Below are 23,125 nucleotides of genomic sequence, written 5' to 3' on the forward strand. Positions count from 1 at the left end.
TACCGTTCTGGCCGTCGTAATGATTGGCGTAATGCTGATCCTCATCAGGAACCGGTACGCCGGCTTTCTGGTGTCTTTCGTGCACACGGCTCCCTGGGTACGTCAGAAGGAGGACGGCCTACTTCGAGGGATATCAATAGCTGCACTTGTCGGCGGAATTGGGTTTATTGTTCTCGGGATACTGATGGCTGTGAATGTCGCCTTCCCATGGGACAACTGAAGTCTGATGAGGTGGGAAACCCTGCGAAGGGCCGCCGATGAAGGGTTCCCGATGGGGCAACATGGCCTAGACCTAGCGGCTTGACCGTGAGAGGTTCCGAGGCCGGGATCACAAGGACTCAACCTCGCCCAGGGCGGAACATGAGGTACGCCAATCGGATTGTGTTCCCTGCAAGGGCAGCGGCAGCGACGCCCCAAAAAATCACGGCCTGTATCGCACTGCTTTCGGTGTAGGGATCAAGCTTTAAGGTCGAACGGAGAACGTCTGCGTTGTGCCCGGCGAGCCACAAGGCGGGCTCTACGGCCAAGCAGCCTGCTACTGCAGCAGCCACACTCCAGCCAAGAAGATGGAGGACCGCGAGCCAACCATCCCGAAACAAATTCCTTCGGCCGGCGCGCTGAGCGGGCCCGTTCCGGTCTCGTCGGCGTCGGTATGTGGGAGGGTCGTAACTGCGGTCCTCTCCGGACGCGGCAGATTCAGGCCGCTCTGCAGGTGGCCCAACAAGCTGCTCTCGCAGCCGGGCCAGCGTTCGCGCATTATGCTCGCGGACGATTCCTGCGAGGCCGCCAGCGAGATCGGTAAATGCGATCAGCGGGGACACACGTACATTGCCAGTTGGGGCTATCCAGACCAGCTGACCCAACGCGGTTACGTCCACAACACTCTCGCGGGCGATCTTCCTATCGCGGAACAATCCCTTTATGTGGACTTGAGTAGATGTAACACGGACCCCGAGCCTCCAGTTTCGCCAGCTAAACCAGAGCACAACCAAGCCGATGCAACTCCAGAAGACCAACTCCTCGGACACGGTGCCGGATGATGTCGACAAGGGAATTAAACCCTCGGAAATCACAACGCCGAGGGACACCAGAAAAAAGGCAAACATGGCAACGCGGGAGACAAACAGCTGATGAAAGCTGGCTTCATCTCCCATAGACCGCGTTCCCTTCCGACCGCCATTACCTGCGCTTATCGAGCCTAGCGGCAGCTCCAATGATTCCAGTTTCAACGGTTCAGTTGCCGGATACGAAACCAAACATGGACTAGACCTAGCCTTCTGTGCCGTGAAGGGTTCGGTCCATGACTCAACTGACCCCGTGGATTAGATGCCTTAGCCGCGATGGCCGGACTCCGTCTGGCGTATCAGCAAGTCGACAAACAGGCTTAGATCACTGCCACTTTGGCCATAGTCGAAAAGCGTCGTTGAGACTCGAGGACGGCATGTTGCGAGGACCTGGGTGCCATTCGTCGTCTCAGCGAATCTCACTTCGATGACCTCACCCCAGGTCCATATGTTGGCGCGGACAAAGACGTCCACGCCGTCTGGGGTCTCCTCAGCTCGCGAAAACCTCTTCGCCTTGTGGACGATCGCGTGGATTCTTTCACGCAGCGCATCGGGTGAGATCTCTAATTCGAGAGACTTAGATGCCCTTACGCCGTCAACCTGGATGCCTCCGCTTTGACTGGATGCGCTCCCCCGTTGAGTGCGGACCACAGCCATTGGAATCAGCACAATTAGGATCAAAAGGCAGATCCCTAGAGTTACCAGGATTGGAATTGCCCACTCTGGAAGGAACGATTCCTGCCCCAAATTGACCTCCTTTGGCGAGATCCTCATGCTACGCTCAGCAGCGCCATTTCGCGCCGGAAAAGCACAATGTCTGGGCACCATGCAAGCGTCCGCCTGGGGTTCCTGACGGGAGAAAATGGACTAGACCTAGCGGCCTGTGCCGTGAAGGGTTGATCAGCTGGACGTCCTTTCCGCACAAGGAACGATGTGACTGGCCCTGAGCGGGATGGATCTGGACACGTGAAAGACTCGTAACGTGAACGATGACTCTAAAGGGGCCTTGCACCACATCGAATTGTGGGTACCGAATCTCCGTCGCGCGAAGGATGAATGGGGCTGGATCCTGTCCAACTTGGGATACGAGAATTATCAGAACTGGGGCAGCGGAACCAGCTGGCGTCTGGTTTCCACCTACATCGTCGTGGAAGAATCTCCGGACCTGAGTAGCCGAGAACATCAACGGACCGCTCCTGGGCTGAATCACTTGGCGTTCAAGGCCGGGAGCCGAGATAGCGTAGACGCCTTGGCTAGCGAGAGCGGACGTCATGGTTGGAGCCCGTTGTTCGTGGACAAATATCCGTACGCAGGCGGTCCCGACCACTACGCCGCTTATCTCGTGAACTCCGATGGCTTCGAACTCGAGCTCGTCGCCAATAACTAGTTCCTGGCCGCCGATGGATGGTTTGCCGCTCAACCGTCCGACTTCCAGCTTCTACTTTGGAGTAGACCAAGAAAACCGGCCCGATTGAGGTCGATCACAGGAGCAGTTGTCCGCAGCTTTCAGGATGCTCCGCCTACCTCCGGGCGCCAGACCATCCAAGCAATAATGATCGCGACAACAACCACCACCATTAGCAGGGCTGTGACCAGGATTCCCCGGGGCTTCATGGGTACACCCTAAGCCCGGGCCTGGCTCTCGGACATCAATTTTGGATCACGCTGAGAAACATGGGCAGACCCTCTCGGCCCCGCCAGCCGTCATGCTGTGAAGGGCTACCGGGGAAACATGGTCTAGACCCAGCGGCCTGTGCCGTGGAGGGTTCGTGCAAGAATCGCCGCATGAATGAGGATGAGCGGCGGATAAGGGACCACTTGATGATCGTCGATGCCCTGTTACGGGCGGTGGATCGGCGTGACGAGGTCTTTCAGATGATTGAGGATTCAGAGGACGTGGACGAGGCAAGACGTCGGGTGGGTCAACTGTTGGGTGTGGGAGAGTTGGGCACCCGTGCTGTCCTTGACATGCAGGTTAGAAGATTCACCCGCGAGCACCGCCGGAGGCTCGCTTCCGAGGCAGAAGAACTTAGATCAAAGTTGCCTGATGGCCGCTGAGGACCTCCTGTTCTCCGACGATCACTAGTTCCTCGTCCTCCGATAGAGTTGCCGCGGCTCAGCGATCCGACTTCCAGCTTCCCCTTTGGAGTAGACCAAGGAAACTGGCCCCGTTGAGGTTCCTAGGCGGCATTCAAATGAGCTTTAGGCGCCTTAGACAACGCCGGACGAAGTCACTCACGACTGCTGATGGCGAAGCTCGCTCAACGTACCTGGAGCGAAGTGCCTCGAACACGTCCTCATACTGCCGGCGATCGAAGGTGAAGGACTCGTTATAGAACAGGTCAATATCAGGTCCGTCTAACGGTTCTGGTGTCTGCCACCCCAGCTTCTGCCAAGTCACAGATTTAGGCGTTCGCTCTATCTCGACGCTCACAGCACCGCACCACAAGTCACCATCGATCGGGCACAGATACAAGGCGACGCGCCCGTCGCTAAAGTCCCCAGACTTGCGGCCCAGAAGTTGGTCCAACTGCTCAATTGCCACCCTCGGTGACAGGTCATCGCGCAAAGAAGTCGCCCCAAACTCGAGCGGTGCCAACTCCTCCGGGACGACAATCAGCTCGCGCAGCGACCGGTCGTTCACCAGCACATCGTAGAAATCAACGCGATACTCACCGTCAGGTTGCATACGGTCAAGCGAGCTCGACCCAGGAGCTAAGCGGATTGCATCCTTCATCAGGCCAGCGTACTGACGGTTTCGAACTTCTTCCCATCGTCCCGCCGTGCGTTCCCCCAAAGATTTTTCGGTCGCGTGTAACCTTTCGGGCGGTCGCGGACAATACAGGGCATGGGGAACGTTCAATCCGACGAGGCGGGGCTTTGGAACCGCAGCATCAATGGCGACGGTGAGGCTTTCAGGGTGCTCTACGCCCGGCATCGTGACAGGGTTTTCCGCCACGCCTACCGGCTAAGCGGGGATCGGCACGAGGCCGAGGACATCATGGCCACAGCTTTTCTAGAGCTATGGCGGCGCCGGGCGAACGTGCGAATCGTAGAAGGATCGATTCTCCCCTGGTTACTTGTCACGACCACGAACGCCGCACGCAACCGCCGACGCGCAGCCATCCGCTACCGCCGGCTCCTGGACGCCCTCCCCCGAACGGACGAAGCAGACCGCTCTGCCCAAGACCTGTCGGGGGCGGCGCAGGATATTCTCGACCAGAATGTCGCCCGGGCCCTCGGCACGCTGAGCGTCCAGGACGTGCACCTGGTGAGTCTGGTCGTCTTCGAGGAATACACGATCTCCGCCGCTGCCGCCGTCCTTAACCTCACCCCGGGTGCAGCGAAAACACGGATGCACCGTGCCCGCCAACGTATGAAGAACGCCCTATCGGATGAACATCGCGCCACTACCTCGGCAACTCCGGTTTTGGAGGGAGAACTGTCATGAACGAGCTGCGCGTGGATGAGCGCTTCAGCAAGGCACTCGAAGCCGAACTTGTCTCCCGGGTTCAAAAAACAGCTCCGGCCCGGAACCGCAGGCAGGCACGGCTGTGGCTCAGTGCCGGGGCACTGGCCGGCGCGGGCCTCCTGGGTGGCATCGGAGCCGCAACCGCCGGTCTCTTTACGCTCCCCGGGGGTGAGAACACGACCCCACTGGCTTCACCCTCAACGACAGTTCACACCGGAACAGCCACCGTCGAACTCGGCGAACCGCCCCAAGGAACCACCGGCATCGCCATGGAACTCACCTGCCTCACCGCCGGCCGCTTCGAATGGCCCGACGGAGCCGCCAGCACTTGCTCGGACGTTGACGCGGCGAGCCCCACCGCCGGCTGGTCCGGCTACACCATCAGCCTTGCCCCGGGCCAGCACAGCGTGACCATCAGGACGGAACCCGAAAGCCGCTGGAAACTCACCGCGAGATACGTCAAACAAGAACGAACGGAGTGGGGCATCAACGCCAAAGGTGAGACATACGGTGTCGAGAGCTCCGAAAAAGGGACACCGGACCTGATCGCCGTCATCGCCTCGAACGGCGTCTCCGGCTACGTCTATGCCGAAGAGCTCAGCGCCGGACCCGCGCCCACCAATCCCGAAGACGCGGCAAAGAATTTCAGCATTCCGACACCGCGGGAGCTCCCCGTCTACCTCAGCGACGGACAAACCAAAGTCGGCACGTTCCAGGCATCAGGCTTCGGCGGCGGAGTGCCAGCCAACCCCTCGCCGTCACCATAGACGTTTCCCGCCTATTAGGCGTCTCGAAACCTAACCGTCTCGAATCACTAGGATTGTGAGACGTCAGCGTGCCCGCAATTGGGGCGCCGGCACCAGGCATGGGAAAGCAATAGGTGCCGCTAGAGGAAGCACGGAACCCTGGAAGCATTGTTTCCGGGCTGTCGTTCTTATGCCCCTCGCTGAGTTGTCGCCCCTGTGGGGGCAGGACGCAGAGGAACTAGGCGAATAGACGTTCCCCGCCCCCAAGCTCCGTGCCGCGGAAAGGTGGTCCGGGTGGCCCATCATGCAAAGGTCTGATTGCCGGGGCCTAGCCGGCCCCGGCAATCAGTTGGCTACTGCCAGGGGCGGAGCAGGGTGAAGATCAGGCGCATGACGTTCACGATGAAACTGAACATTGCCCATGAAGGCTGACGCTTAGACTTCTGAGTCAATGGCGGCCGTCCTTTCTTTGATGAAAGGAGCCGTTTCCGGGGCGGGACTGGCTGCGAGGGGGCAGCAGGACATAACCTAGGTGTGTATTCCTCAAATACGAACCTGGTTGTCAACGGCTCGATCCGACTGACTCAGGACTTGCTGGAGCCCGTTGGCGCGGGCTTCACGCATTTAAGTCAGCTACCAGTGCCGCTGCCTATGACGTCGCGTTGAAGGTCTTCATAGGGCGTTGGCCTGTGGCACGAGTTAAGCCTACCGGTATGACCTGACGTAAATGCCGCTAGTGTTGCGTGAACAATCAGGCCGACGGTCTCACGTCGCACGATCAGAATTAGTGTTGGGGATATTTTGAACAGCATTGCGGCCAAGACCGCTGTTGTACCTCGCCTGCGCGCTCCAGAAAAAGCTGGCGGGTCACGCCGGATGCTACTCCTCGTAGTTGTGCACGTTTCCGATGATGAATCCCTGATACGGCGGTCCAGGAACGATGCTGGCGACGGATGTGCTTGGCTGCTTCGGGAGGGGTGAGGGCTGAGGTAGTTTCTCTGGCCGGTGTGCTGGACAGCGTGCTGCGAGTAGCGGGGAGCGGCTATTTTTCGATCTGGCAGATGTGGCCGCCGTTCTGCCCCGCGGCCCTTCGATCCTGCCCCCGTCCGTTAGCGGAGCCACTTGGTCAATGACCAGAGAGTCGTCCTGCCGCTGTCGTAGGCACTTGCCTGCCACTCGCTCCTGCTGGTGCTGCACAGCGCCCAGCAGGAGGCGGAGTGGCACTGGTGCCTCTGTCGGGTTTACCTCAACGCGTGCATGATCACGTAGGCCACTGCATACACGATCGGCGTCATAAGCATCGCGATCGTTGTTGAGGTGATGTAGGCCTCCTTGCCTCGGCGTCTGGCTGCACTACCAGCGGGCCAAGCTGCACCGCAGCGAATTGGATGAGGCCAAGGCGAAGGCGCTGGTCACGGCCCTGCCCGGCTGGCGGACGGGCCGCCGACGTGGACGGAAGCCGAGAAACTGAACCCGATCACGACCCGTCAGGGCGCCAACTGGGTCCCCTGCCCAGACGGGGGCAATCCCTCAGACGCTGGCCGGTGTGTTGGGTGCGACCGGGAGCCGGGTTCCGGTCGCTCCGTCGATAAAGAACTGCACTTCGTCCAGATTCGGCCAGCGGCGCGGGATTTCGTCCAGCGGCTCCTCGGGTTCGCCGAACGTGTCTATGTCGAGGTGCTCGAGCTTGCCGTCACGGACGTGCAGCATCACCTGAAGCGGGAGGCCGCTCTCCGCCTCGAACCGTGCCACAACGGGGAAACATTGCTGGTGCGGGACCGCCCGGGGCACATCGTCCGGGACGTTGAAGATAGCGGGAGAACCCAGGTCCTCGTCCCAGTGGACCTGTTCGGCTTTCTCCAACTGGGCCAGGAGGGCGTTTGCGCCGGGCACGACGGCTGCCGTGAGGATCGCGTTGACCAGGTCACGCACTGCCGGGGTCAGTGGGCGGACCTGCTCGGGTACTTCGAACGAGGCGGGCTCGCGCTCCTCCTTCGGCGCCGCGGCCAGGTCTCCGAGCACTGCTGCCAAGGCCGCAGCAGCTGATGCAGCCGCCAGCCATCGGCGTGGTCGTCGGACGCCGGCCGCGGCAAGCCACTGGACCATGCGGAACTCCGCTGCGTCCCCGGCTTCCGCGAACCGGAGAGTTACTGCCGCCGCAGCGAGCCCGGCGACTACGTTCAGCGGCACCAGGATGGTCCGGTTCCGGTCGACAATCGCTGCGATCTTGAGACCCGTAAGGACGGCCGAGGCGGCGTGCAAGGCGCGACGCTGTCGCGTGGTGAGCTTGGCCGGGTCGACAAATGCCAAAGCGCTCAAGCTGGCCCCCGACACCGCGCCGAACACCGGCGGGACGGGACCGTGCCGGTGCGTTACTGTCCTGAATTCATCCATCGTTGCTCCTGGGTTTTGAGCGCGAGTCTACTTCCTCAGTAACGCGAAAGTTGCCGGGCCGTGTCCACGTCACTCCGGCGTATCCCCCACGGCAATGACGCCTTCTGGCACCAGTCGGAGGACGGTGGCGCCTGACGGGGCGGTGTCGATGGCTTCCTGGACGTGCACCGAGAACATGGCGACTGACGCCGCCGTCAAGGACCAGTCTGGCCACGTCGAGTGCCACGCCTCGTCGTCGATGGTGATGGCGTGTTCGATCTCGGTGAGGGACTGGGCGAAGCGATACTCCCGCACGTTCTCAGTGCCGTCGTAGACGTCTAGGAAGACGGTCGCGTCCGGTCCCGGACTCCCGACCCGGACGGAACCGACATCACCGAGCCCCACCATGAGTTCCACAGCAAATCCGCTGACCTCAACATCCTTATCATCGAACCGGGGCACGGCGGACCTGACGTACTCGAGCGCGGCAAGGTCCTCAGCGTTGGGCTCGGTGCGGGTGATGGACAGTGTTTCCACCACGTAGCCCAAATCGACCTCGCTGATGGTGCAGGTGTCGGTGTTGACGGTCAGGGTGCCCGTAAAGGCGGGGTCCTCCCGGTTAGTCAGCACCACGGTCAGCCCGTCAGCTTCCTCTACGACCGGCCTGCTGTCGTCGATCTGCCAGCTGTCATGTTCGCGGCCCAGGAATGTCGAGCGATGCGGCAGTACGAGCGACCATGGAGGGTGCCCTGGCGGCGTCCTCCCACTGCGAGGAGCCTCCTCGACTTCGCCTGATTCGAACTCGACGCGCATGCCCCAGGGCGCCATGAGATCGCGGGTGCCGTCATCGAGCGTGACGTCCCAGAACCCCTCGGGGAAGTACCGGAACGAGCCGGCCCGGCCGTCCCTGCCTGTCGCCTTGTCGAACTGCGTGGAAAAGTCGCCCGCGAGAAATCCCGGTTCGGCGTGGGCCAGGAGGCCGAGGATCTGCTGATGGTTCGGTGTCATTGAGTGCGTGGTGGTTCAATCGTAGTCAACATAGGCGGATGTGCTCGCGATTAGGACTGAACGCGTTTTAGCGCAGAGGTCCGCCACGCGCCGATGTACCCGTCCTTGCTGCCGCGCACCTGAATTTGGATAGCTTGGCCCCGGTCAACGGCTCCGAGCCGGTAGGTGGCTGCGGTGGCGCCCCTGATTGCCTGGTTATTCCGGTACCACTGATAGCGAAGCTGTGTTCCGGGAGTCCATGCCCCGGCATGGGCTGTTAGGATCTGTCCCGCTTTCGGGATTCCCGTGATGGAGGGTGTAGGGGCGGTTAGGATTCCGTAGCTGATGAGGTGCTGGGCGCCGGTCCTGGTGACCGTGGTGTAAAACGTCTGTGTGCCTGTGACCCTCAGCTGCAGGACTGCGTTACGATCCCTGGCCGGCACAGTGTAGGTGGAGCCTGTGGCGCCCGGAATGGCTTGGCCGTTACGAAGCCACTGGTAGCTGAATCTTGTCCCTGCGGTCCACCCGGGGGTAGACGCGCGCAGGGTCACTCCGACGCGTGCGCTTCCGGAGACAAGCGGCTCGGCGGAGCTCAGTTTCACCAGCGGGATCTTCACCGCGGAGGCCTTGGCTTCGTTGGAGACGTAGCCAGGACTGTCCGTTCGAACCACTGCCTGGAGGGTAGCTCCGGCGTCGGTCACCTTGAGGGTGTACGCGGGAGAGGTCGCCCCGGGCACAGTCTGCCCGTTGCGCAGCCACGCGTAGGTTACTTGCCCGCCGGGCCAGGGATTGTTAGCGGTCAGCCGGTAGCCGGGTTGGAGGCGCGGCTGCAGTTCTGCCACCGTGTTCACGAGGGTGTCGCCCTGGAGGTAGCCGCTGCGCCGGTCCCCCGGGAGGGGCGCCGGAGCGACGGTGATTACCGGGGAAGCGCCCCTTGCCCGGACGCCGGCCTCGATGAACTGGAATCTCTGCCCCACATCCGTGGGTTTCGGAAACCAGGAATCGGGTGCAGCTTCCGGCGTTAACGGGAAACCCCCGTCAGACCGCAGACGGTACCAGCCGGACTTCGTGCTCTGATCCGGGGCGGTCCGGGCAACCCGGACAGCGTTGTAGCTGTAGGGCAGTGCTTCCCCAACGGTCACATCGTTGAATCCGCCGACGCCCTCGACGGCGCGGACCAGCTCTGAGGACCGTTGGTGGACCGTGCCGTCCGGCCACGTCCCGGTGACAACGACCCGGGAGACGCTGCCTGCTGCCGGAATGTACTCTCTCCGGTCGGCCACCTGGGTCCCGTCCTCCAGGAGCCAGCGATAGCTCAAGGCCGCTCCCGCACCCCAGGGCGGGAAACGGACTTCGGCCGGGACGCCTGCCTTGAACGCCCACGGCACCTGCGGCTTCGGGGCAGCATGGGTGGGATGACCCACCCGCGTTTCCCATCCTGCCGGGCGGTCCACCGACAAGTAGGGCTGGGCGATGGTCCGTGAATACAGCGGCTGCTGGGCTCCGCTGGGGAAGCGCGGAACCTTTTCCATCACCGGGGTGACATAGATGAGCCGCTGCAGCCCTTCCGGCAACGCCCCTTCCGTCGTGGGAATGGTCACGGTGTAAATGGTGGCCGCACCATCGGGTGCCCCGGCTTCGATGCCGGCCTTATTGACGCTGACTCTCGTGATGATGCCCTGGTCGTTTTCAAACGTGAGATGCACGTAGGCCAGGACGGCCTGCTGCTCCCCCTCGCATCGAATCCTGAGCTGCATCCGCAACTCGTCGCCGGCGATGACGGTTCCCTGCAAAGCCAAGGATTCGAGGGTGCCCACGGTCCCCGATGATTCTGCTCCGCAGGGGTACGACGAGACCGCAATGGCAGGAGATGCCGCCAACGTCCCTGAGAGAACGACAGTTGCGGCAAGACCTGCAGAGATGACAGCGCGTACTGCACGGCCCACGAAATTCCCCCAACATGTCTAACGATTCACCAGAGTATATAGGCAGTCCACGGCTGGATCAGCAGCCGACCGGGTCGCCGTCCGGGCACCTCCTCGGCGCTCACACCGGAACCGTCCGTCCGGACTGTTGCTCCCGCTGCCCGCAGCCAGGGTCAACCCTGATGGGTTATCCACTGCTACTCCTGGTGAGGGAGCTTCCGGGTGGCTCCCGATTTCCTAGTCGTGGATAACCCGGATTGACCCCAACCATGGTCACCTCGAGCTTGGCTGACATCCCCCGGTTTTCGAACAGGCCTGCGGGTGTTTCCTCGCAGGGTAGAGGGGTGAGTTTGGTGCGGTGGCCGTCGTCTGGGGTGCAGGCCTTGACCAGGCCATCGGTTGAGCGCAGAACGGACATGTGGTGGTCTGCGTGGTCGCGCCACCACACGCTCATCCCGGTGGTGCCGTCCTTGGCACAGGAATTCCCAGGCCCGCCATAGGCCTCCGGAGCGCTAATCGCTCGGCGTGCTTCCACCATTGGGGCAGGTGATCACTGGGCGGTAGACCGGGGGTGTAGCCGGTATCTCGGGACGTCTGTAGTCGACGTCCCGAGACTTCATATTGTGCGCGAAGGGGGACTTGAACCCCCACCCCCTTTCGAGGACTAGCACCTCAAGCTAGCGCGTCTGCCATTCCGCCACCCGCGCAGGTAGTCGTTCGGATCCGTGCCAACGCCTCAGCGTGGCGCTTTTTCTCGAAGCAGCGAGAAAGACCTTAGCACGAAGTTTCCGCGGCATGCCTTTAGCACCCCGGGAGGGGCATAGTCGATGACAGGTAAGGTGCAGAGGTGTTATTGACATAAACGGTCGTCCGCAGCGATTTACAGTTTCACCTGTTGTGGGTGGAGCGTCTAGCGGTGCGGCTTCATTGATCAGTGAGCGGCTTGGTACTGCTCAACGATGTCCGCTTGGATTCGTCCACGGGCGTTGACTTTTAGTCCCTTATCCAGCGCCCACTGTCGGATGGCTTTGGCATCACTGTTACCCGCCGGCGGCCTGCGAGTGGCCGATCGGCCGCGACCGCCGGAAGTCTTTCGTGCTGCCTCGGCGAATCGGCTGACGGCCTGACGAAGTTCATTGGCATGCTCTTCGTTTAGATCAATCTCATATTCAGTGCCGTCGAGGGAAAATTGCACGGTCTCATTGGCCTTTGAACCGTCGAGATCATCTTCAAGAGTAACTACTGTTTTGCGTGCCATAACTTGATTTTATCAGCGAAATACCGCTCTTAGCGCCGCCGGCACACTACCGATAAATTCGCCACAAATAGGCGGCGGGAACAGGAACCGCAAGTGACATTTCTTTCGGTTTCGGTCTATTCAAATGGTCAGTAGAACATTCCAAGCCGTCCCTCACGAAAACAGAGGACACTACTCGGCACCGTTCCCTGATGTGAGCGGTAGGAAGCTGGATCTAAAGCCGCAAGACCTCGACAGGCCGTCAAGGGCGGACCTCCTGACGCCGTCAGGGGAAAGCCGGCCAGATAGCGGCTTGCTGTTCGCCACGCCCGATGGGTGTTTGCCGGAAGCACTTCACGGCGGGTGGAGGCTGCCGAACGGTCACTTGGGGTCAGTCTTCCTGCATGCCTGGATCCTCACAAACTCACAACATTCACGCAGCCGGCACAACTCACGGAACTCACAAGAACTCATAGCTGTGATCGAGAATCCTTTCGGACTCCCCCAACAGTATCTAGTCGTCTTCCACGCCTTCGGCCCATTCCAGGGCAGCGGCCAGATGGTTTTCGTCGGGTAGAGCCAGTTGTTCTTCCTTGGGGAGTTTGTCGTAGGTGTAGGCGGCCACGGCCATTGGCGATGTGGAGCGTCCGAGGCTGTATCTGACGCTGCGGTCGTTTTTGGTGCCGCAGATCAGGATCCCAATGGTCTCGTTATGGTGATCGCGGCGCAGCACGTCGTCGACGAGGGCGACGTAGAAGTTAAGTTTGCCGGCGTACTCGGGTTGGAACTTGCCGGTCTTCAGCTCGATGACGACGTAGCCCGTTGACCGCACTAGTGCGCCTGGCCCAGGCGCTCACTTCAGCTGCCAATCCGAAGTTCCTCGGACAAACGAGGCAGACTAACAGCGCCGGCAGGAAATTTTCTAGCGAATGCCTAGGCAGTACGACTGCGCGGCTTTGCGATTTTACGCTAGGCGGAGCCTGGAGAATCTTGAAGCGAGTCAAGTACCTTGGACAGCCAGTCGAGGAGGTCCCTCATAAGAAACTCGACAGCTTCGCGTCCTCGCCGGTTGCCGAAATTTTTGTCCAGAACTTTCTCGTAGTCTGATCCTTTACGATGAGCCGTAACCCGAGACCGCACTTCCTGCAGGCTTCGAAGTACTTTGACGTCGTTTCCTTGAAGGCGTTCTTCTTCTGCGAAAAGCCGCTCCAACTTGGAGATGCCCTTTTCGTTGGGTTGCTTAGTGCTCAGCTGAGACTCAATCTGTTTCTCATTCAGTGCATCAACCAGAAGCTGTGTGAGCAGTCGAATGGACGATTCAAACTCTGCCTGACTGTCATTTAGCGGTAGGCGCAGTCTACTGATTAGGTGCTTGTCCGGTCCTTCAGGAGAGCGGAAGAGCGGCCAGCCATGCAGATCACTCCATGCCTCATTGAGTTCGTCGTAGCGGCGTTTGAAGATCAGGTCTACGGATTTCGGGTCTGTAAACTGTCCAAGGAAGGAGCGGCGGAAGTTCGTTTCGCTGATCTTGGTATCGGGTGTAATCATAAAGCCCCGCCAGTAGTTGCGCTCACTAGCTGGCAGATCTCTTCCTAGATCGCCGAGGAATACGATGACCCGGTCCGCGTGATCATTGTCGATCCGGCAGCTCCACAGAGCGGCGCAGCGAACTCCTCCATCGGAAACCGAGTACAGCTCGGGTCGGTCGTAGTACTTTTGCAGCACGTCTTTGCGAAAGTGCACGGGTGTCAGGTAGTGCGGGGCGTGGTCGTTCTTACCAAAGTAATTGGCGAGCTGGTCAGGGTCGCAGGTGTAGCGAACCGGTCTGCCGTGTTCGTCCTCGCCGATGATGAACTCCGGATACTCCTGCGCGGACTCAAAGGGCCAAACACCACAGGTCTCGATTGGGCCTGCGGGGAGGATTTTCTTGCCCAGCAGTCGGGTAGACGGCTTTTTGAAGGGGAAGCCTTTTTTCTGAACGTGAAGCTCGAGGCGGGTGCTATCGGTTTCGATCACCCACTCTTCCGGGATCGTCTCATCGCTGCTGCCGTAGACCAAGGAGTCGATGTAGATGTGGAGATCCATCTGACGAGCTGCCATGTATTGCTTGATAAGCCTGGTGCGAACCAGGACCTGATTCCCATTGAACTTTACGGCGACTTCCTCCGATCCGTCATCGTGGGGTTTGATCAGGTTGCCAGTCTGTTTGTCGAGTGCCAAGTTATGGAAGAGTCGGAACTCCTGTTGGATCTCGACATAGTCTTCCCGCGCACCGTAAAACTCGCGCTCGAGTACGAACGGCTCGACACCATCCTCTGACCAGTTGCGGTGGTAGGTCGTCTCTCCACCGCCTTGAGAGAAGCCAGGAGCGCCGGCGGTTGGAGTAAGGTCCCAGCCCGGGTCGGCTAGGAACTTTGATCGACTGGCAGGGTCACCAAGCGCGCAATAAATGCCGAAATTGATGTCGTCCCGAAACTCGGAATCCTTAAGGATGGTCCACGGCCCGCCGCCAAGGCTGTGAAAGAGTTTCTCCTGGGCCTCCTGCTCCATGCTGGAGCCGGCAGCGGCCGACTGCGCGCTTGTCTCAGTCATTTCCTGTTCCAATCTCCGTGAGGGATATTGCAGAGTCAGCGACACCTTCCCATATTGGGAGTCCGGATGAGCCGCTCTTGTCGTCTAGAACCAGCCCTACGCTATGACGGGCTCGAGTGATGCCGACGTAAAACTTAGCTCGCGTAATGGTTGCGAGGTTTGCCTTCGTCAGGACGTGCTGTTCGATCCCTGCGGACGGAAAGATCATGACGCGCTGGAACGTGCGCCCTTTGACTTCACCAAAATTCCTAGCTTCCAGCGCTCCAGTCTTGGTTTTCACATCAAGACGAAGTACCTGCGGGCGATAAGCCGCTGCGTACTCCGAAACTCGATCGGGCGGAACTATGAATACGCCATCATGCCCCGTTAAGGCGAGCTGCAGTGACGTTGTCGCCGGATAGCTCATGTCCGCGTAAAGCAGGTCGGCGAAGTCACAGATCTTTTGGTGGCATCGATGGCTGTGGGTGAGTTCCTCTATCGCTGCAAGGCCTTTCTGTTCGAGCTCCTTGAACCAGACCGGGATATGTGACTGTGACTTTCCTCGGTTGGTGCGTGTCTGGGTTGTTGCAAAGGTGCCCTGTCGAGGATCGCCGACGAGGGTAACCTGTGCCGGGCCGGCTAGAATCGCCTCGATAAACTCGAAGTCCCTGCCCGAGATGTCCTGCACTTCATCCACGTAAATGTGCGGGAAGACGGTACAAATCCGATCAATGACCGCACTGCCGGATCGTGTGTTGAGGAGCAGGGCAAGGTCTGCGGCGTGTTCACTGTAAACATTGCCATTCTTCGTAAGGTAGTAGGGCCTCACCTTCTCCTTGGCGACGCGGAAAGATCGCCTCTCGAAGATGACGCCCGCTATTTCATTTACCGCTAGGACGGGGTGCTGATAGGGCCTTATGCCGTGGCGGAGCAGGAAAGCGAACCATCCCAGGATTGTCACGTTAGCCGGGACATGACCTTGCTTCTTGATGAACCGCTGTCGAATCTCATCCTGGCCATCGGTGGTGTAGGTGGTGATCAGCACGCGTTCCGACCGTGGTACGGCAAGTGCGCTATCAACTATCAACTCAGTTTTCCCCGAGCCAGCCGATGCAACGACGACCTTGTTAGTCGATGACATGTGCGATGGCATCCATGATGAACGAGGGGAACTCCAGTTCGGTTGTTGTTGAAGCGATGGCCAGGGCGACATCCGTCTTGTTCTTCTCCATGTATTCAGCGGCAGCAGCTTTGTCGGCCAACTCCTGACCAAGCAGGGCGCCGAGACTTTCGTGTCCCATGCTGCTCACCAGTTGAGGCTCGAGGGTTCGGCCGTCTTGGACCGCGCCGACGAACCCCTTGATGTTCTCGTCCTCAAATTCCTCAAATCGCTTGCGCGCCTTTTCCTGGCTCTCGTTATCGTCAAGGTCCGTGATAACTGAGACCCTCAGTTTGAGGAGCTTCCCGAGTTCGAGGAACCGCTTGAAAGTTAGCCCGACGCTGATTACGTCAACGCCCATTTCAATTGGAGGACAGCCGTGGATCTGTTCGAACGCCTTCTGAACGATCAGTTCATCGGAAGGACCTTCAACAAGAATCACGGCCCGAGACAGGACGAGGCGCAGGGTGTCGTATCCGGCAAGCTTCATGAAATGTTCGCGCGTTTCAGGCGTGAGCGCGTTGAAGCTGCTGTTGGCCCCTCGGGAAAGCAGTACGAGCCGGTCCAAGCCGAGCTTGTTGAGTACAAAAGAACTGTGCGTCGAGACGAATAATTGCTTTGATGCGGCCCGGGCCTGCAATAAGCTAACCAGCCTGTTCAGGTTGCTGAATGACAGGTGATTCTCGGGCTCTTCAACTAGAACTACGTGCTTGTCAGCAGCATGGCGATCCATAGCAAGGAGCATCTTGAATGCAGATTGCTCACCCTTGCCCACACTAGAGAATGGGATGTCATCAAAGTGGGGTATTACAGCGGACTCCCACGATGACCGTCCGCTCGTCTCGACTCCCAACGTGACAGTGAGGTCCTGGAGCGTGTTCTGTTTGCCGCGAAGGGCATTGTTAACAGTCAGTACCGCGGGCGACTTTGCCAACTGCCCCTTGTGGGTTCGATAGGCTAGCGCCAATTGCGCCCGTTCCTTGGTAGTGATGCTTTCTGTGATGATTGTTTTGAGGTAGTAGTCAACTCCCGAATACAGGCGCGAACTGACCGTATCGATGAGTGTGGCGCGAACCGGGAGGTTACGCAGCGCAGCGCGTTCCCCGGCAAAATCATGTCGCTCAACGTGGAAGTATTCGATGGGAAGGGAATCAATCTCTCCGTCGGCCAAGAGCTCTGCGTACTCACTCTCATATGCCTGATCAAACGAGACATGCAGGCGATAACCAGGGGCATTGACTCCAAGAAGGTTATTACGGCCCCTTAAAGCCGCTAGGTCATCATCGGCCCTGAAGTAGACCTCTATTTGAATAGAAGGAATCTCAGCCTTCCGATTAGCCTTCACTTCCTCGAGATATCGTGTAATGCGGCTCTTCGAGAACCAATGACTGGCTAGTTCCTGGTCGACCGGCCGACCGCCAAGGCGCCCACTGAGCACCATTTCGATTGCCTCGATTATCGTGGACTTTCCCGCATCGTTGTCACCGACAAGAATATTGAGCTCGTCATTGAACGTAACGTCTAGCTGCTCCCACTTCTTGAAGTTTCTAATTAGCAGCTTCTCAATCATGCTTCCCCCAAATACGTACTATCCACGCCGCTATCCGCTAATCCTTACTCGAGCCCAGTCGCAAGAACCGCTCAAAGGAGGCGCCCGTCTTTTCGAGCACGGGTTGCTTCTTCTCGCTCACTATCCCTGAGGTTGAATTCTCAACTTAGCAGTCAGCACCGACAAATCTTGGCAGCGGTCCACCGTGCCGATGCAAGAGCGAGTTCCGGTCGCTGCCGGACTGGGGAGGGCGGTCATTCCCACTGTCGCGGAGACTGTCCAGAAGCAATTCAACTTGCTGGTCCGCCACCCCTCGCCCACCTCATGGCCGCGAGCACTTCGATGCCTCCCGTCCGGGCTGACCACGTAAACTCGGCGGATACTCACAAGACTCATAAGATTCACAAAGAACGACAAACTCACAAAACTCACAAGAACTCATAAGCTTGGTCTGTGATAGAGAATCCCTTCAGACCCTCAGCGGGGGCGACTCCCCCGGAGATTATCGGGCGGACGGGCCTGCTTGACGAGTTCGAATACGGCCTGCGGCTTGGCTCAGGGGCTCCGGGCCTGCTAACCATCTTCACCGGAGCCCGTGGGATCGGCAAGACGGTAATGCTCGGGGCAGCCCACGACGCGGCCCGCCAGGAAGGCTGGGCCGTCATCGCCGAGACCGCAACAGAAGGTTTCATGGGCCGCATCGGCGAGGCGATGCGCAGCTTGGCAGAGGAACTTGGCAGCGGCCCGCAGAACCGGCGCATCACCGCCATCGGCGCGGCGGGGTTCAGCATCACCACCCAGCTGGCACCAGAACGCCAAGTGGCTTGGCGCAAACTCGGGGAAGAACTTCTCCACCTCCTGAATGAAAAACATACCGGCCTGATCATCACGGTGGATGAAATCCACGCCGCCGATCGCAACGAACTCGCTCAATTGGCGGCAAGCGTCCAACACTTCATCCAAGATCGGCTCCCAATCGGCCTGGTCTTCGCCGGACTTCCTGCAGCCGTATCAGACCTGCTCAATGAAGGCGTTGCGACGTTCCTGCGCCGGGCCGACAAAATCGACCTCCACGCCGCGGCCATCCGCGACGTCGAAAAGTCCTTCACCTCTATATTCGCCACGGCCGGTTTCAACATTCCCCCGCAACTCATCCAAAAAGCAGCCAACTCTACGGGCGGCTACCCCTTCTTGATCCAGCTCGTCGGCTACTTCCTCTGGCGCGAAGCCGAGAACAACAACGGCACGGTGACAGCTGCCGAAGCGGAACGTGCAATTCAAGCCGCGCACAGACGCAATGCCCGCACAGTCATCGAAGCCGCCCTCTCGACCACGTCGCCCAAAGACCTCGAGTTCCTCCGCGCCATGTCCCAAGATGACGGCCCCTCGATCGCAGGAGACCTGGGAGAGCGCTTGAACGCAAAAACCAACCTCGTCGCCAACTACCGCTCACGCCTCCTTGCCGCCGGCCTAGTCGAGCCCGCTGGCCACGGCAAGATCGATTTCGCGATACCGGGCCTCCGCCAGTACCTACGCAACCTGAACGCAGACTAAGGTCCATTGAGCGGAAACGGGTAGAACATTGACTGTCTGCAGGCAGTTAGACTTCTCGTGTAGCCGCCTTAGCGTGTCTGCGGGCTAAAGGCCGCTTGGTCTGACAGGCTCAGGCATGGACACGATCCATCCGCCCGCGGCAGGCCCGATGCGGAATGTCTCTGGTCTCGTCTTGCCGAAAGTTGGCGCAGTTAGGTCAACGACCAGCCGCGAACTTCCATGGCAAATAACAGGGCTCCCCGCTGCATCCGACAACAGAGTCATTGAAGGCTTCCTGTTGGAGCTGTCCACCAATGATTGCAGTTCCCAAACTTTGCGTTCCTACGCCTTTGACCTGCTGCGGTGGTGGCGCTTCCTGGCTGTCATTGGGATCCGTTGGGACGCTGCGACGAGGGAAGACGTCCGCGATCTGGTGCTGTGGATGCGGCAACCACAGCCCACTATGGGAGCCCGGCCATATCTTCCGGCCTCCATAAACCATATGCTTTCGGTGCTGTCTGTGTTCTATGCGCATCATGCTCAAAGGGGCATCGGTCCTGTGGTGAACCCAGTGCCTGCCGCCCCCTCCGGCGTACGACGGTACGCCCATCACAATCCAATGGATGCCTACAAAACCGGACAACGTGCCCCCTATCGACAACGAACCATGCACACTCGTCCACGCGCGTTGTCCGATGATTTGATCGATCGCACGTTCGCTGCGTTGACTTCTACGCGGGACCGGGCACTCGTTGCGATGTACCTGGCGACCGGCGCCCGTGCCAGCGAACTCCTGGGCATGACAGGACGGGACGTTGACTGGGGCAACCAGACAGTCGCCGTGATTTCCAAAGGCACCCGCGCCTATCAATGGGTACCGACCTCGCCTGACTCATTGACATGGCTGAGGTTGTACCTGGACGAAGCACCACCGGCCGGCCTTGGAGACGCACTCTGGCGGACGTTGCGCCGTCCCCACCGTCCCCTGAACTATTCGGCGATGCGCGCCGCTCTGGAAAGGGTCAACAAGTCCCTTGGCACGGATATCACCCTGCACGATCTACGCCATACCTGCGCCACCCGTCTTGCCAACGACCCCGCCGTTCCCCTCACTGATGTGCAAGCCGTCCTCAGGCACGCCCACCTGAGCACAACGTCACGCTACATCCACGTTCAAACCCAGGACATGCTCGCCCGCGTCCGCCAACACCATCAAAAACCACCGGGCCAGCCGCAGCCGACGAAGCCGGCATGGGGCTACGACTCATCCGACCTGGCCGACCTCTTTGGCGAATCACAGTGACAGCGACAGTGGCCGGTGAGCTCCTGACGGCTCCGGCCGAGGCGGCACCACCTTCCGGAGCGCTCCTGAGCATCGACGACATCATTCTGCAGGCCGCAAACCAGCTGCCGGACATACCCAAGAGGCGCCGGGAACGGGAACGAGGGCTGCGATACCTTCTGGAATGGCTTGATTCTTTTCCCGGCGACAACTGGCAACAGCGGTGGGAATCGGCCGGCTGCGATGCAGCCGGCATGTCCTGGGGACAACAGGACCTCAGCCCCTACCGAAGATCGCTGCAGGGAAGCGCGTCGATCGCCCTCATCGTCCTCGGTGTCATACGACCATCGCTTTGCTGGCTTCGCAGCGCGACTCCACCTCACCTGTTCATCACCTACAGATCTACCGTCGACGCGCGGGTCTTCGCAGACCTGGATTCCTGGCTCAAAACCCTGGAACTGTCGAAGACGTCGCATATGCTCACCCTTAACGCCCTGGCCTTGGTGCGGCTCCGCACCGGAACGCCGCTGCTACAGCTTACCGCCGCTCAATTCCTGCAGATCGACTCGGAATGGCGATCGCTGCGTGGTAGGAGCCGGGCCATGAATGTCGCCTGGCAGGCGCTGCAGGCTTCCGGGGCTTTAGCAGGGGAGCCGGCCGACTATCGTGCCTTGACGCTGAAGGGCCAGCTCACTGTCGCGCAGCTGGTCGACAGCCATGGGATCGAGAACCGCTGCATCCGGCAACTGTTCGTGGACTACCTTACCGAGAGATCCGCTGCCGTCGACTACACCAGCCTGGTCGGCGTGGCTGGGATGCTCGTGAGGAACTTCTGGACCGACATTCAACGCCACCACCCAGGACTGGACAGCCTCAATCTGCCGGGCGACGTAACGGCCGCCTGGAAACAGCGGCTCCGCCACCTCCCCGGAGGCCGGGAACGTAAGGACTATTTCGCGATCCTGACCGCAGTCCGAGGGTTCTACCTCGACCTTGCCCAATGGGCAGTTACGGAACCCGAGCGGTGGGCAATCTGAGCCTGTCCGTCGCCCGTGACGGCGGCAGAAACTAAGGGACTCACCAAACAACGGCACCGCAGACAATCGCAGATGCACCAACGGACCCGCACCTTGGCGCCCCGGCTGAACACCCTCATCTCGGTAGCCGAGAAAAAACGCCGGGACACAGCGGCGCTACTGGAGGCAGCCACCGCGGCCCGGGAGGGCGCACTCCTGACAATCAACGGGAAAAGATACCGCCGTGTTGCACGAGGCTACTACGGCGACAGGTCCAGGCCGTCCGTCGAAGACATTGAAACCGGCTCCATCACCCGTCTTCATCGTGCCGAAGAACGGGCGTTCTGGGCGTGGGCGGTCATCGAGGTCCTCCGCCTCACCGGCCTCCGAATTGAGGAGCTGGTTGAATTGACGCACACCTCCATCCGGCGTTATACCCCGGAGAAAGGTGAAGTCACTGTGCTTCTGCAGGTTGCACCATCCAAGAGCGACCGGGAACGCCTCATCCCGGCGTCCCCGGAACTGGCCTCCGTTCTTGCAACGATCATCCGTCGCGTCAAAGGGACAGACGAAACGGTTCCCCTGCTCAGCCGTTTCGACCCTTTGGAACGCCGTTGGGGGCCCGAGCTACCGCACTTGTTCCAGCTGAAGTACGGCGGACCGCCCCGGGTCATGTCGACCGCGGGGGCGAGGCACCTTCTCCGGGCCACGGCGCAGGAAGCTGACTTGAAGGATGTTGACGGCAGCCTCCTAAAATTCAGTCCGCACGACCTACGGCGCATCTTCGCCACCGAGACAGTCAACAGCGGCCTGCCAATTCACATCGCCCAACATCTGCTGGGCCATATCGACCTCAACACCACCCAAGGCTACGTCGCCGTCTATCCCGAACAGGTCATCAAGAACTACCGGACCTTCATCGACAACCGTCGCAGCTCACGCCCAGCACAGGAGTACCGGGACCCTACCGCGGAAGAGTGGTCCGAATTCGAGCACCATTTCACGCTCCGCCGGGTAGCACTCGGAACCTGTCATCGACCTTATGGCACCCCATGCATTCACGAACACGCCTGCGTCCGCTGCCCGATGCTTCAAGTCGACCCCGAACAAGCCCCCAGGCTGCAGGAACTGGAAGCGAATACCCTCGTACGCCTCAACGAGGCCAGGCAAAAGACCTGGCTGGGAGAAGTAGCGGCTCTGGAAGAATCACTGCGGCACATTAGGGAGAAGCAGATCCAAGCCGCACACATCAGTGAACGTCTCCGAGCAGGCGAGGAATTGACCGGCAGATGACTGGTATTGCTCTAAGCCGCCAAGCCTAGTTCCTGCCGTCCGACCGCCAAGTCCTTAGTGCAGTTAAAGCGGGATTGTTCGATATGGAAGAAGAGGAGATCGACGAAGAAGTCATCGCCATCGACGTCGAAGTGGACTTGGCGGCCGACAAAGGCGAAGCCGGGGCCGAGTTCCCGGAGGGTTTCGGTGATCCTGCTGGTGAGCGCACTTTCAAGGTCGCGTTCGGCCACTTCCCCGGAGAGGCCGAGAAATTCAAAGTTGTAGGGGTCTTTAGCGACCTGCTGGGCCAGCTCGGAATCCGGTGCGACGAGATGCTGCCCGAAGTTGGACGGCGCCGCCCCACTGCGTTCCAGGGTTTTGTTCATGATCATGTTCATGAGCACGTCGCGGGACCAACCGTGCTGAACGGCGGCAGCTGCATACCAGTCCCTTGCATCCGGTTCGAGGCGCTTGTCGAGAATGATGCGGATGTGGCCCCACGGCAAATGTCCCACAGGCTGTGGGACATTTGGGTCGAAGGCCGGCCAGGCCTCGGCAAAGCTGCGCATGTACTGCAGGTTGGACCGGGACAGGCCCTTCATGTCATGGAACTCCGCACGGAGGTCTTCAGCCAGTCTCCCGATGACCCCACTCCCCCACCCTTCAGATGCTTGGCGCTCCAGGATGGTCTTCCCGATGGACCAGTTCAGTGCAATAAGTTGCGTGTTGATGGTCCGGAGCGCCTTGGTCCTGGCTGCTCTGACCTGGTTCTTGAGATCACTGAGGAGTTCGGCGTAGCTGGCCGGGAGGGCGAGGTCACGGGCATCGGGCATGCGTTTGATCCTACCTATCAGGAGGCTCCGGCCCGTCGGGCAGTCACCGTCGCGGACTTGAACCTGTACCGCGAGACTGTGATGAGACTTGGATGAAGCTGACTCG

The 23,125-nt window shown here is 60.0% G+C and carries 20 protein-coding genes and 1 tRNA gene; 9 read left to right on the top strand and 12 right to left on the bottom strand.

Annotation, left to right across the window (positions count from 1 at the left end; all coding sequences use genetic code 11):
- Positions 1 to 31 precede the first annotated feature (31 nt).
- From ACFVTE_RS16930 to ACFVTE_RS16940, 3 genes are all read left to right on the top strand, one after another.
- On the top strand, positions 32 to 220 hold the full coding sequence (locus ACFVTE_RS16930) for a hypothetical protein (protein WP_387102276.1): 189 nt from the start codon (positions 32 to 34) through the stop codon (positions 218 to 220).
- Between the two features lie 1,826 nt (positions 221 to 2,046).
- The gene (locus ACFVTE_RS16935; protein WP_387102277.1) at positions 2,047 to 2,451 is read left to right on the top strand and encodes a VOC family protein; all 405 of its coding nucleotides are present in this window, start codon (positions 2,047 to 2,049) and stop codon (positions 2,449 to 2,451) included.
- A 398-nt stretch (positions 2,452 to 2,849) separates the two neighbouring features.
- Complete coding sequence (locus ACFVTE_RS16940) at positions 2,850 to 3,122, top strand: DNA gyrase subunit A (protein WP_387102278.1); 273 nt, start codon at positions 2,850 to 2,852, stop codon at positions 3,120 to 3,122.
- Between the two features lie 133 nt (positions 3,123 to 3,255).
- Here ACFVTE_RS16940 and ACFVTE_RS16945 read toward each other — a convergent pair whose 3' ends face one another.
- Entirely contained in the window at positions 3,256 to 3,801 is a 546-nt protein-coding gene (locus tag ACFVTE_RS16945; protein WP_387102280.1) for a hypothetical protein, read from the bottom strand.
- Positions 3,802 to 3,912: 111 nt separating this feature from the next.
- On the opposite strand from ACFVTE_RS16945, the gene ACFVTE_RS16950 reads away from it, so the two are divergent.
- The gene (locus ACFVTE_RS16950; RefSeq protein WP_387102281.1) at positions 3,913 to 4,515 is read left to right on the top strand and encodes an RNA polymerase sigma factor; all 603 of its coding nucleotides are present in this window, start codon (positions 3,913 to 3,915) and stop codon (positions 4,513 to 4,515) included.
- Positions 4,512 to 5,303, top strand: coding sequence for a peptidase M56 family protein (locus ACFVTE_RS16955; protein ID WP_387102283.1), 792 nt, complete (start codon positions 4,512 to 4,514; stop codon positions 5,301 to 5,303). The genes ACFVTE_RS16950 and ACFVTE_RS16955 overlap by 4 nt, the downstream gene beginning before the upstream one ends.
- A 1,509-nt stretch (positions 5,304 to 6,812) precedes the next feature.
- Here the strand turns inward: ACFVTE_RS16955 and ACFVTE_RS16960 are convergent.
- The 10 genes from ACFVTE_RS16960 to ACFVTE_RS17005 form a co-directional block, all read right to left on the bottom strand.
- Positions 6,813 to 7,676 (bottom strand): hypothetical protein, encoded by an 864-nt coding sequence (locus ACFVTE_RS16960; protein ID WP_387102284.1) that lies wholly within the window; start codon positions 7,674 to 7,676, stop codon positions 6,813 to 6,815.
- A gap of 69 nt (positions 7,677 to 7,745) precedes the next feature.
- Positions 7,746 to 8,663 (bottom strand): hypothetical protein, encoded by a 918-nt coding sequence (locus ACFVTE_RS16965; RefSeq protein ID WP_387102286.1) that lies wholly within the window; start codon positions 8,661 to 8,663, stop codon positions 7,746 to 7,748.
- A 50-nt stretch (positions 8,664 to 8,713) separates the two neighbouring features.
- Positions 8,714 to 10,459, bottom strand: coding sequence for a hypothetical protein (locus ACFVTE_RS16970; protein WP_387102288.1), 1,746 nt, complete (start codon positions 10,457 to 10,459; stop codon positions 8,714 to 8,716).
- Positions 10,460 to 10,754: 295 nt separating this feature from the next.
- Positions 10,755 to 11,105, bottom strand: a complete 351-nt coding sequence (locus ACFVTE_RS16975) for a DUF4913 domain-containing protein (RefSeq protein WP_387102289.1) — start codon at positions 11,103 to 11,105, stop codon at positions 10,755 to 10,757.
- 86 nt (positions 11,106 to 11,191) lie between these two features.
- Positions 11,192 to 11,274: transfer RNA gene (locus tag ACFVTE_RS16980), tRNA-Leu, on the bottom strand.
- Positions 11,275 to 11,498: 224 nt separating this feature from the next.
- Positions 11,499 to 11,825, bottom strand: a complete 327-nt coding sequence (locus tag ACFVTE_RS16985; RefSeq protein WP_387102291.1) for an Lsr2 family protein — start codon at positions 11,823 to 11,825, stop codon at positions 11,499 to 11,501.
- A gap of 493 nt (positions 11,826 to 12,318) precedes the next feature.
- Positions 12,319 to 12,636: a PDDEXK nuclease domain-containing protein gene (locus ACFVTE_RS16990; RefSeq protein WP_387102293.1), complete on the bottom strand. Its 318-nt coding sequence runs from the start codon at positions 12,634 to 12,636 to the stop codon at positions 12,319 to 12,321.
- A 137-nt stretch (positions 12,637 to 12,773) separates the two neighbouring features.
- On the bottom strand, positions 12,774 to 14,396 hold the full coding sequence (locus ACFVTE_RS16995; RefSeq protein WP_387102295.1) for a hypothetical protein: 1,623 nt from the start codon (positions 14,394 to 14,396) through the stop codon (positions 12,774 to 12,776).
- A complete protein-coding gene (locus ACFVTE_RS17000; protein ID WP_387102298.1) occupies positions 14,389 to 15,516 on the bottom strand; it encodes a UvrD-helicase domain-containing protein in 1,128 nt (375 codons plus the stop codon). Before ACFVTE_RS17000 ends, ACFVTE_RS16995 begins: the two co-directional genes overlap by 8 nt.
- Positions 15,503 to 17,104: an ATP-dependent endonuclease gene (locus tag ACFVTE_RS17005; protein ID WP_387102301.1), complete on the bottom strand. Its 1,602-nt coding sequence runs from the start codon at positions 17,102 to 17,104 to the stop codon at positions 15,503 to 15,505. Before ACFVTE_RS17005 ends, ACFVTE_RS17000 begins: the two co-directional genes overlap by 14 nt.
- A gap of 432 nt (positions 17,105 to 17,536) precedes the next feature.
- Between ACFVTE_RS17005 and ACFVTE_RS17010 the strand changes: the two genes are divergently transcribed.
- From ACFVTE_RS17010 to ACFVTE_RS17025, 4 genes are all read left to right on the top strand, one after another.
- The gene (locus ACFVTE_RS17010; RefSeq protein ID WP_387102304.1) at positions 17,537 to 18,637 is read left to right on the top strand and encodes an ATP-binding protein; all 1,101 of its coding nucleotides are present in this window, start codon (positions 17,537 to 17,539) and stop codon (positions 18,635 to 18,637) included.
- A gap of 148 nt (positions 18,638 to 18,785) precedes the next feature.
- A complete protein-coding gene (locus ACFVTE_RS17015; protein WP_387102354.1) occupies positions 18,786 to 19,919 on the top strand; it encodes a tyrosine-type recombinase/integrase in 1,134 nt (377 codons plus the stop codon).
- Positions 19,916 to 20,935, top strand: a complete 1,020-nt coding sequence (locus ACFVTE_RS17020) for a hypothetical protein (RefSeq protein WP_387102307.1) — start codon at positions 19,916 to 19,918, stop codon at positions 20,933 to 20,935. The genes ACFVTE_RS17015 and ACFVTE_RS17020 overlap by 4 nt, the downstream gene beginning before the upstream one ends.
- A 72-nt stretch (positions 20,936 to 21,007) precedes the next feature.
- Positions 21,008 to 22,207, top strand: a complete 1,200-nt coding sequence (locus ACFVTE_RS17025; RefSeq protein ID WP_387102309.1) for a tyrosine-type recombinase/integrase — start codon at positions 21,008 to 21,010, stop codon at positions 22,205 to 22,207.
- Positions 22,208 to 22,218: 11 nt separating this feature from the next.
- Here ACFVTE_RS17025 and ACFVTE_RS17030 read toward each other — a convergent pair whose 3' ends face one another.
- The gene (locus ACFVTE_RS17030) at positions 22,219 to 23,019 is read right to left on the bottom strand and encodes a PDDEXK nuclease domain-containing protein (RefSeq protein WP_387102311.1); all 801 of its coding nucleotides are present in this window, start codon (positions 23,017 to 23,019) and stop codon (positions 22,219 to 22,221) included.
- Between the last annotated feature and the right edge of the window lie 106 nt (positions 23,020 to 23,125).

The sequence above is a fragment of the Arthrobacter sp. NPDC058097 genome (assembly GCF_042884885.1).
Lineage (GTDB): Bacteria > Actinomycetota > Actinomycetes > Actinomycetales > Micrococcaceae > Arthrobacter.

Coding starts and splice junctions, on each gene's coding strand:
- ACFVTE_RS16965 (WP_387102286.1), bottom strand. CDS start 8,663: ATGACACCGAACCATCAGCAGATCCTCGGCCTCCTGGCCCACGCCGAA.
- ACFVTE_RS17005 (WP_387102301.1), bottom strand. CDS start 17,104: ATGATTGAGAAGCTGCTAATTAGAAACTTCAAGAAGTGGGAGCAGCTA.
- ACFVTE_RS16985 (WP_387102291.1), bottom strand. CDS start 11,825: ATGGCACGCAAAACAGTAGTTACTCTTGAAGATGATCTCGACGGTTCA.
- ACFVTE_RS17015 (WP_387102354.1), top strand. CDS start 18,786: ATGCGGAATGTCTCTGGTCTCGTCTTGCCGAAAGTTGGCGCAGTTAGG.
- ACFVTE_RS17025 (WP_387102309.1), top strand. CDS start 21,008: ATGCACCAACGGACCCGCACCTTGGCGCCCCGGCTGAACACCCTCATC.
- ACFVTE_RS16975 (WP_387102289.1), bottom strand. CDS start 11,105: ATGGTGGAAGCACGCCGAGCGATTAGCGCTCCGGAGGCCTATGGCGGG.
- ACFVTE_RS16960 (WP_387102284.1), bottom strand. CDS start 7,676: ATGGATGAATTCAGGACAGTAACGCACCGGCACGGTCCCGTCCCGCCG.
- ACFVTE_RS16940 (WP_387102278.1), top strand. CDS start 2,850: ATGAATGAGGATGAGCGGCGGATAAGGGACCACTTGATGATCGTCGAT.
- ACFVTE_RS17000 (WP_387102298.1), bottom strand. CDS start 15,516: ATGTCATCGACTAACAAGGTCGTCGTTGCATCGGCTGGCTCGGGGAAA.
- ACFVTE_RS16930 (WP_387102276.1), top strand. CDS start 32: ATGCTGATCCTCATCAGGAACCGGTACGCCGGCTTTCTGGTGTCTTTC.
- ACFVTE_RS16995 (WP_387102295.1), bottom strand. CDS start 14,396: ATGACTGAGACAAGCGCGCAGTCGGCCGCTGCCGGCTCCAGCATGGAG.
- ACFVTE_RS16945 (WP_387102280.1), bottom strand. CDS start 3,801: ATGAAGGATGCAATCCGCTTAGCTCCTGGGTCGAGCTCGCTTGACCGT.
- ACFVTE_RS17030 (WP_387102311.1), bottom strand. CDS start 23,019: ATGCCCGATGCCCGTGACCTCGCCCTCCCGGCCAGCTACGCCGAACTC.
- ACFVTE_RS16950 (WP_387102281.1), top strand. CDS start 3,913: ATGGGGAACGTTCAATCCGACGAGGCGGGGCTTTGGAACCGCAGCATC.
- ACFVTE_RS16955 (WP_387102283.1), top strand. CDS start 4,512: ATGAACGAGCTGCGCGTGGATGAGCGCTTCAGCAAGGCACTCGAAGCC.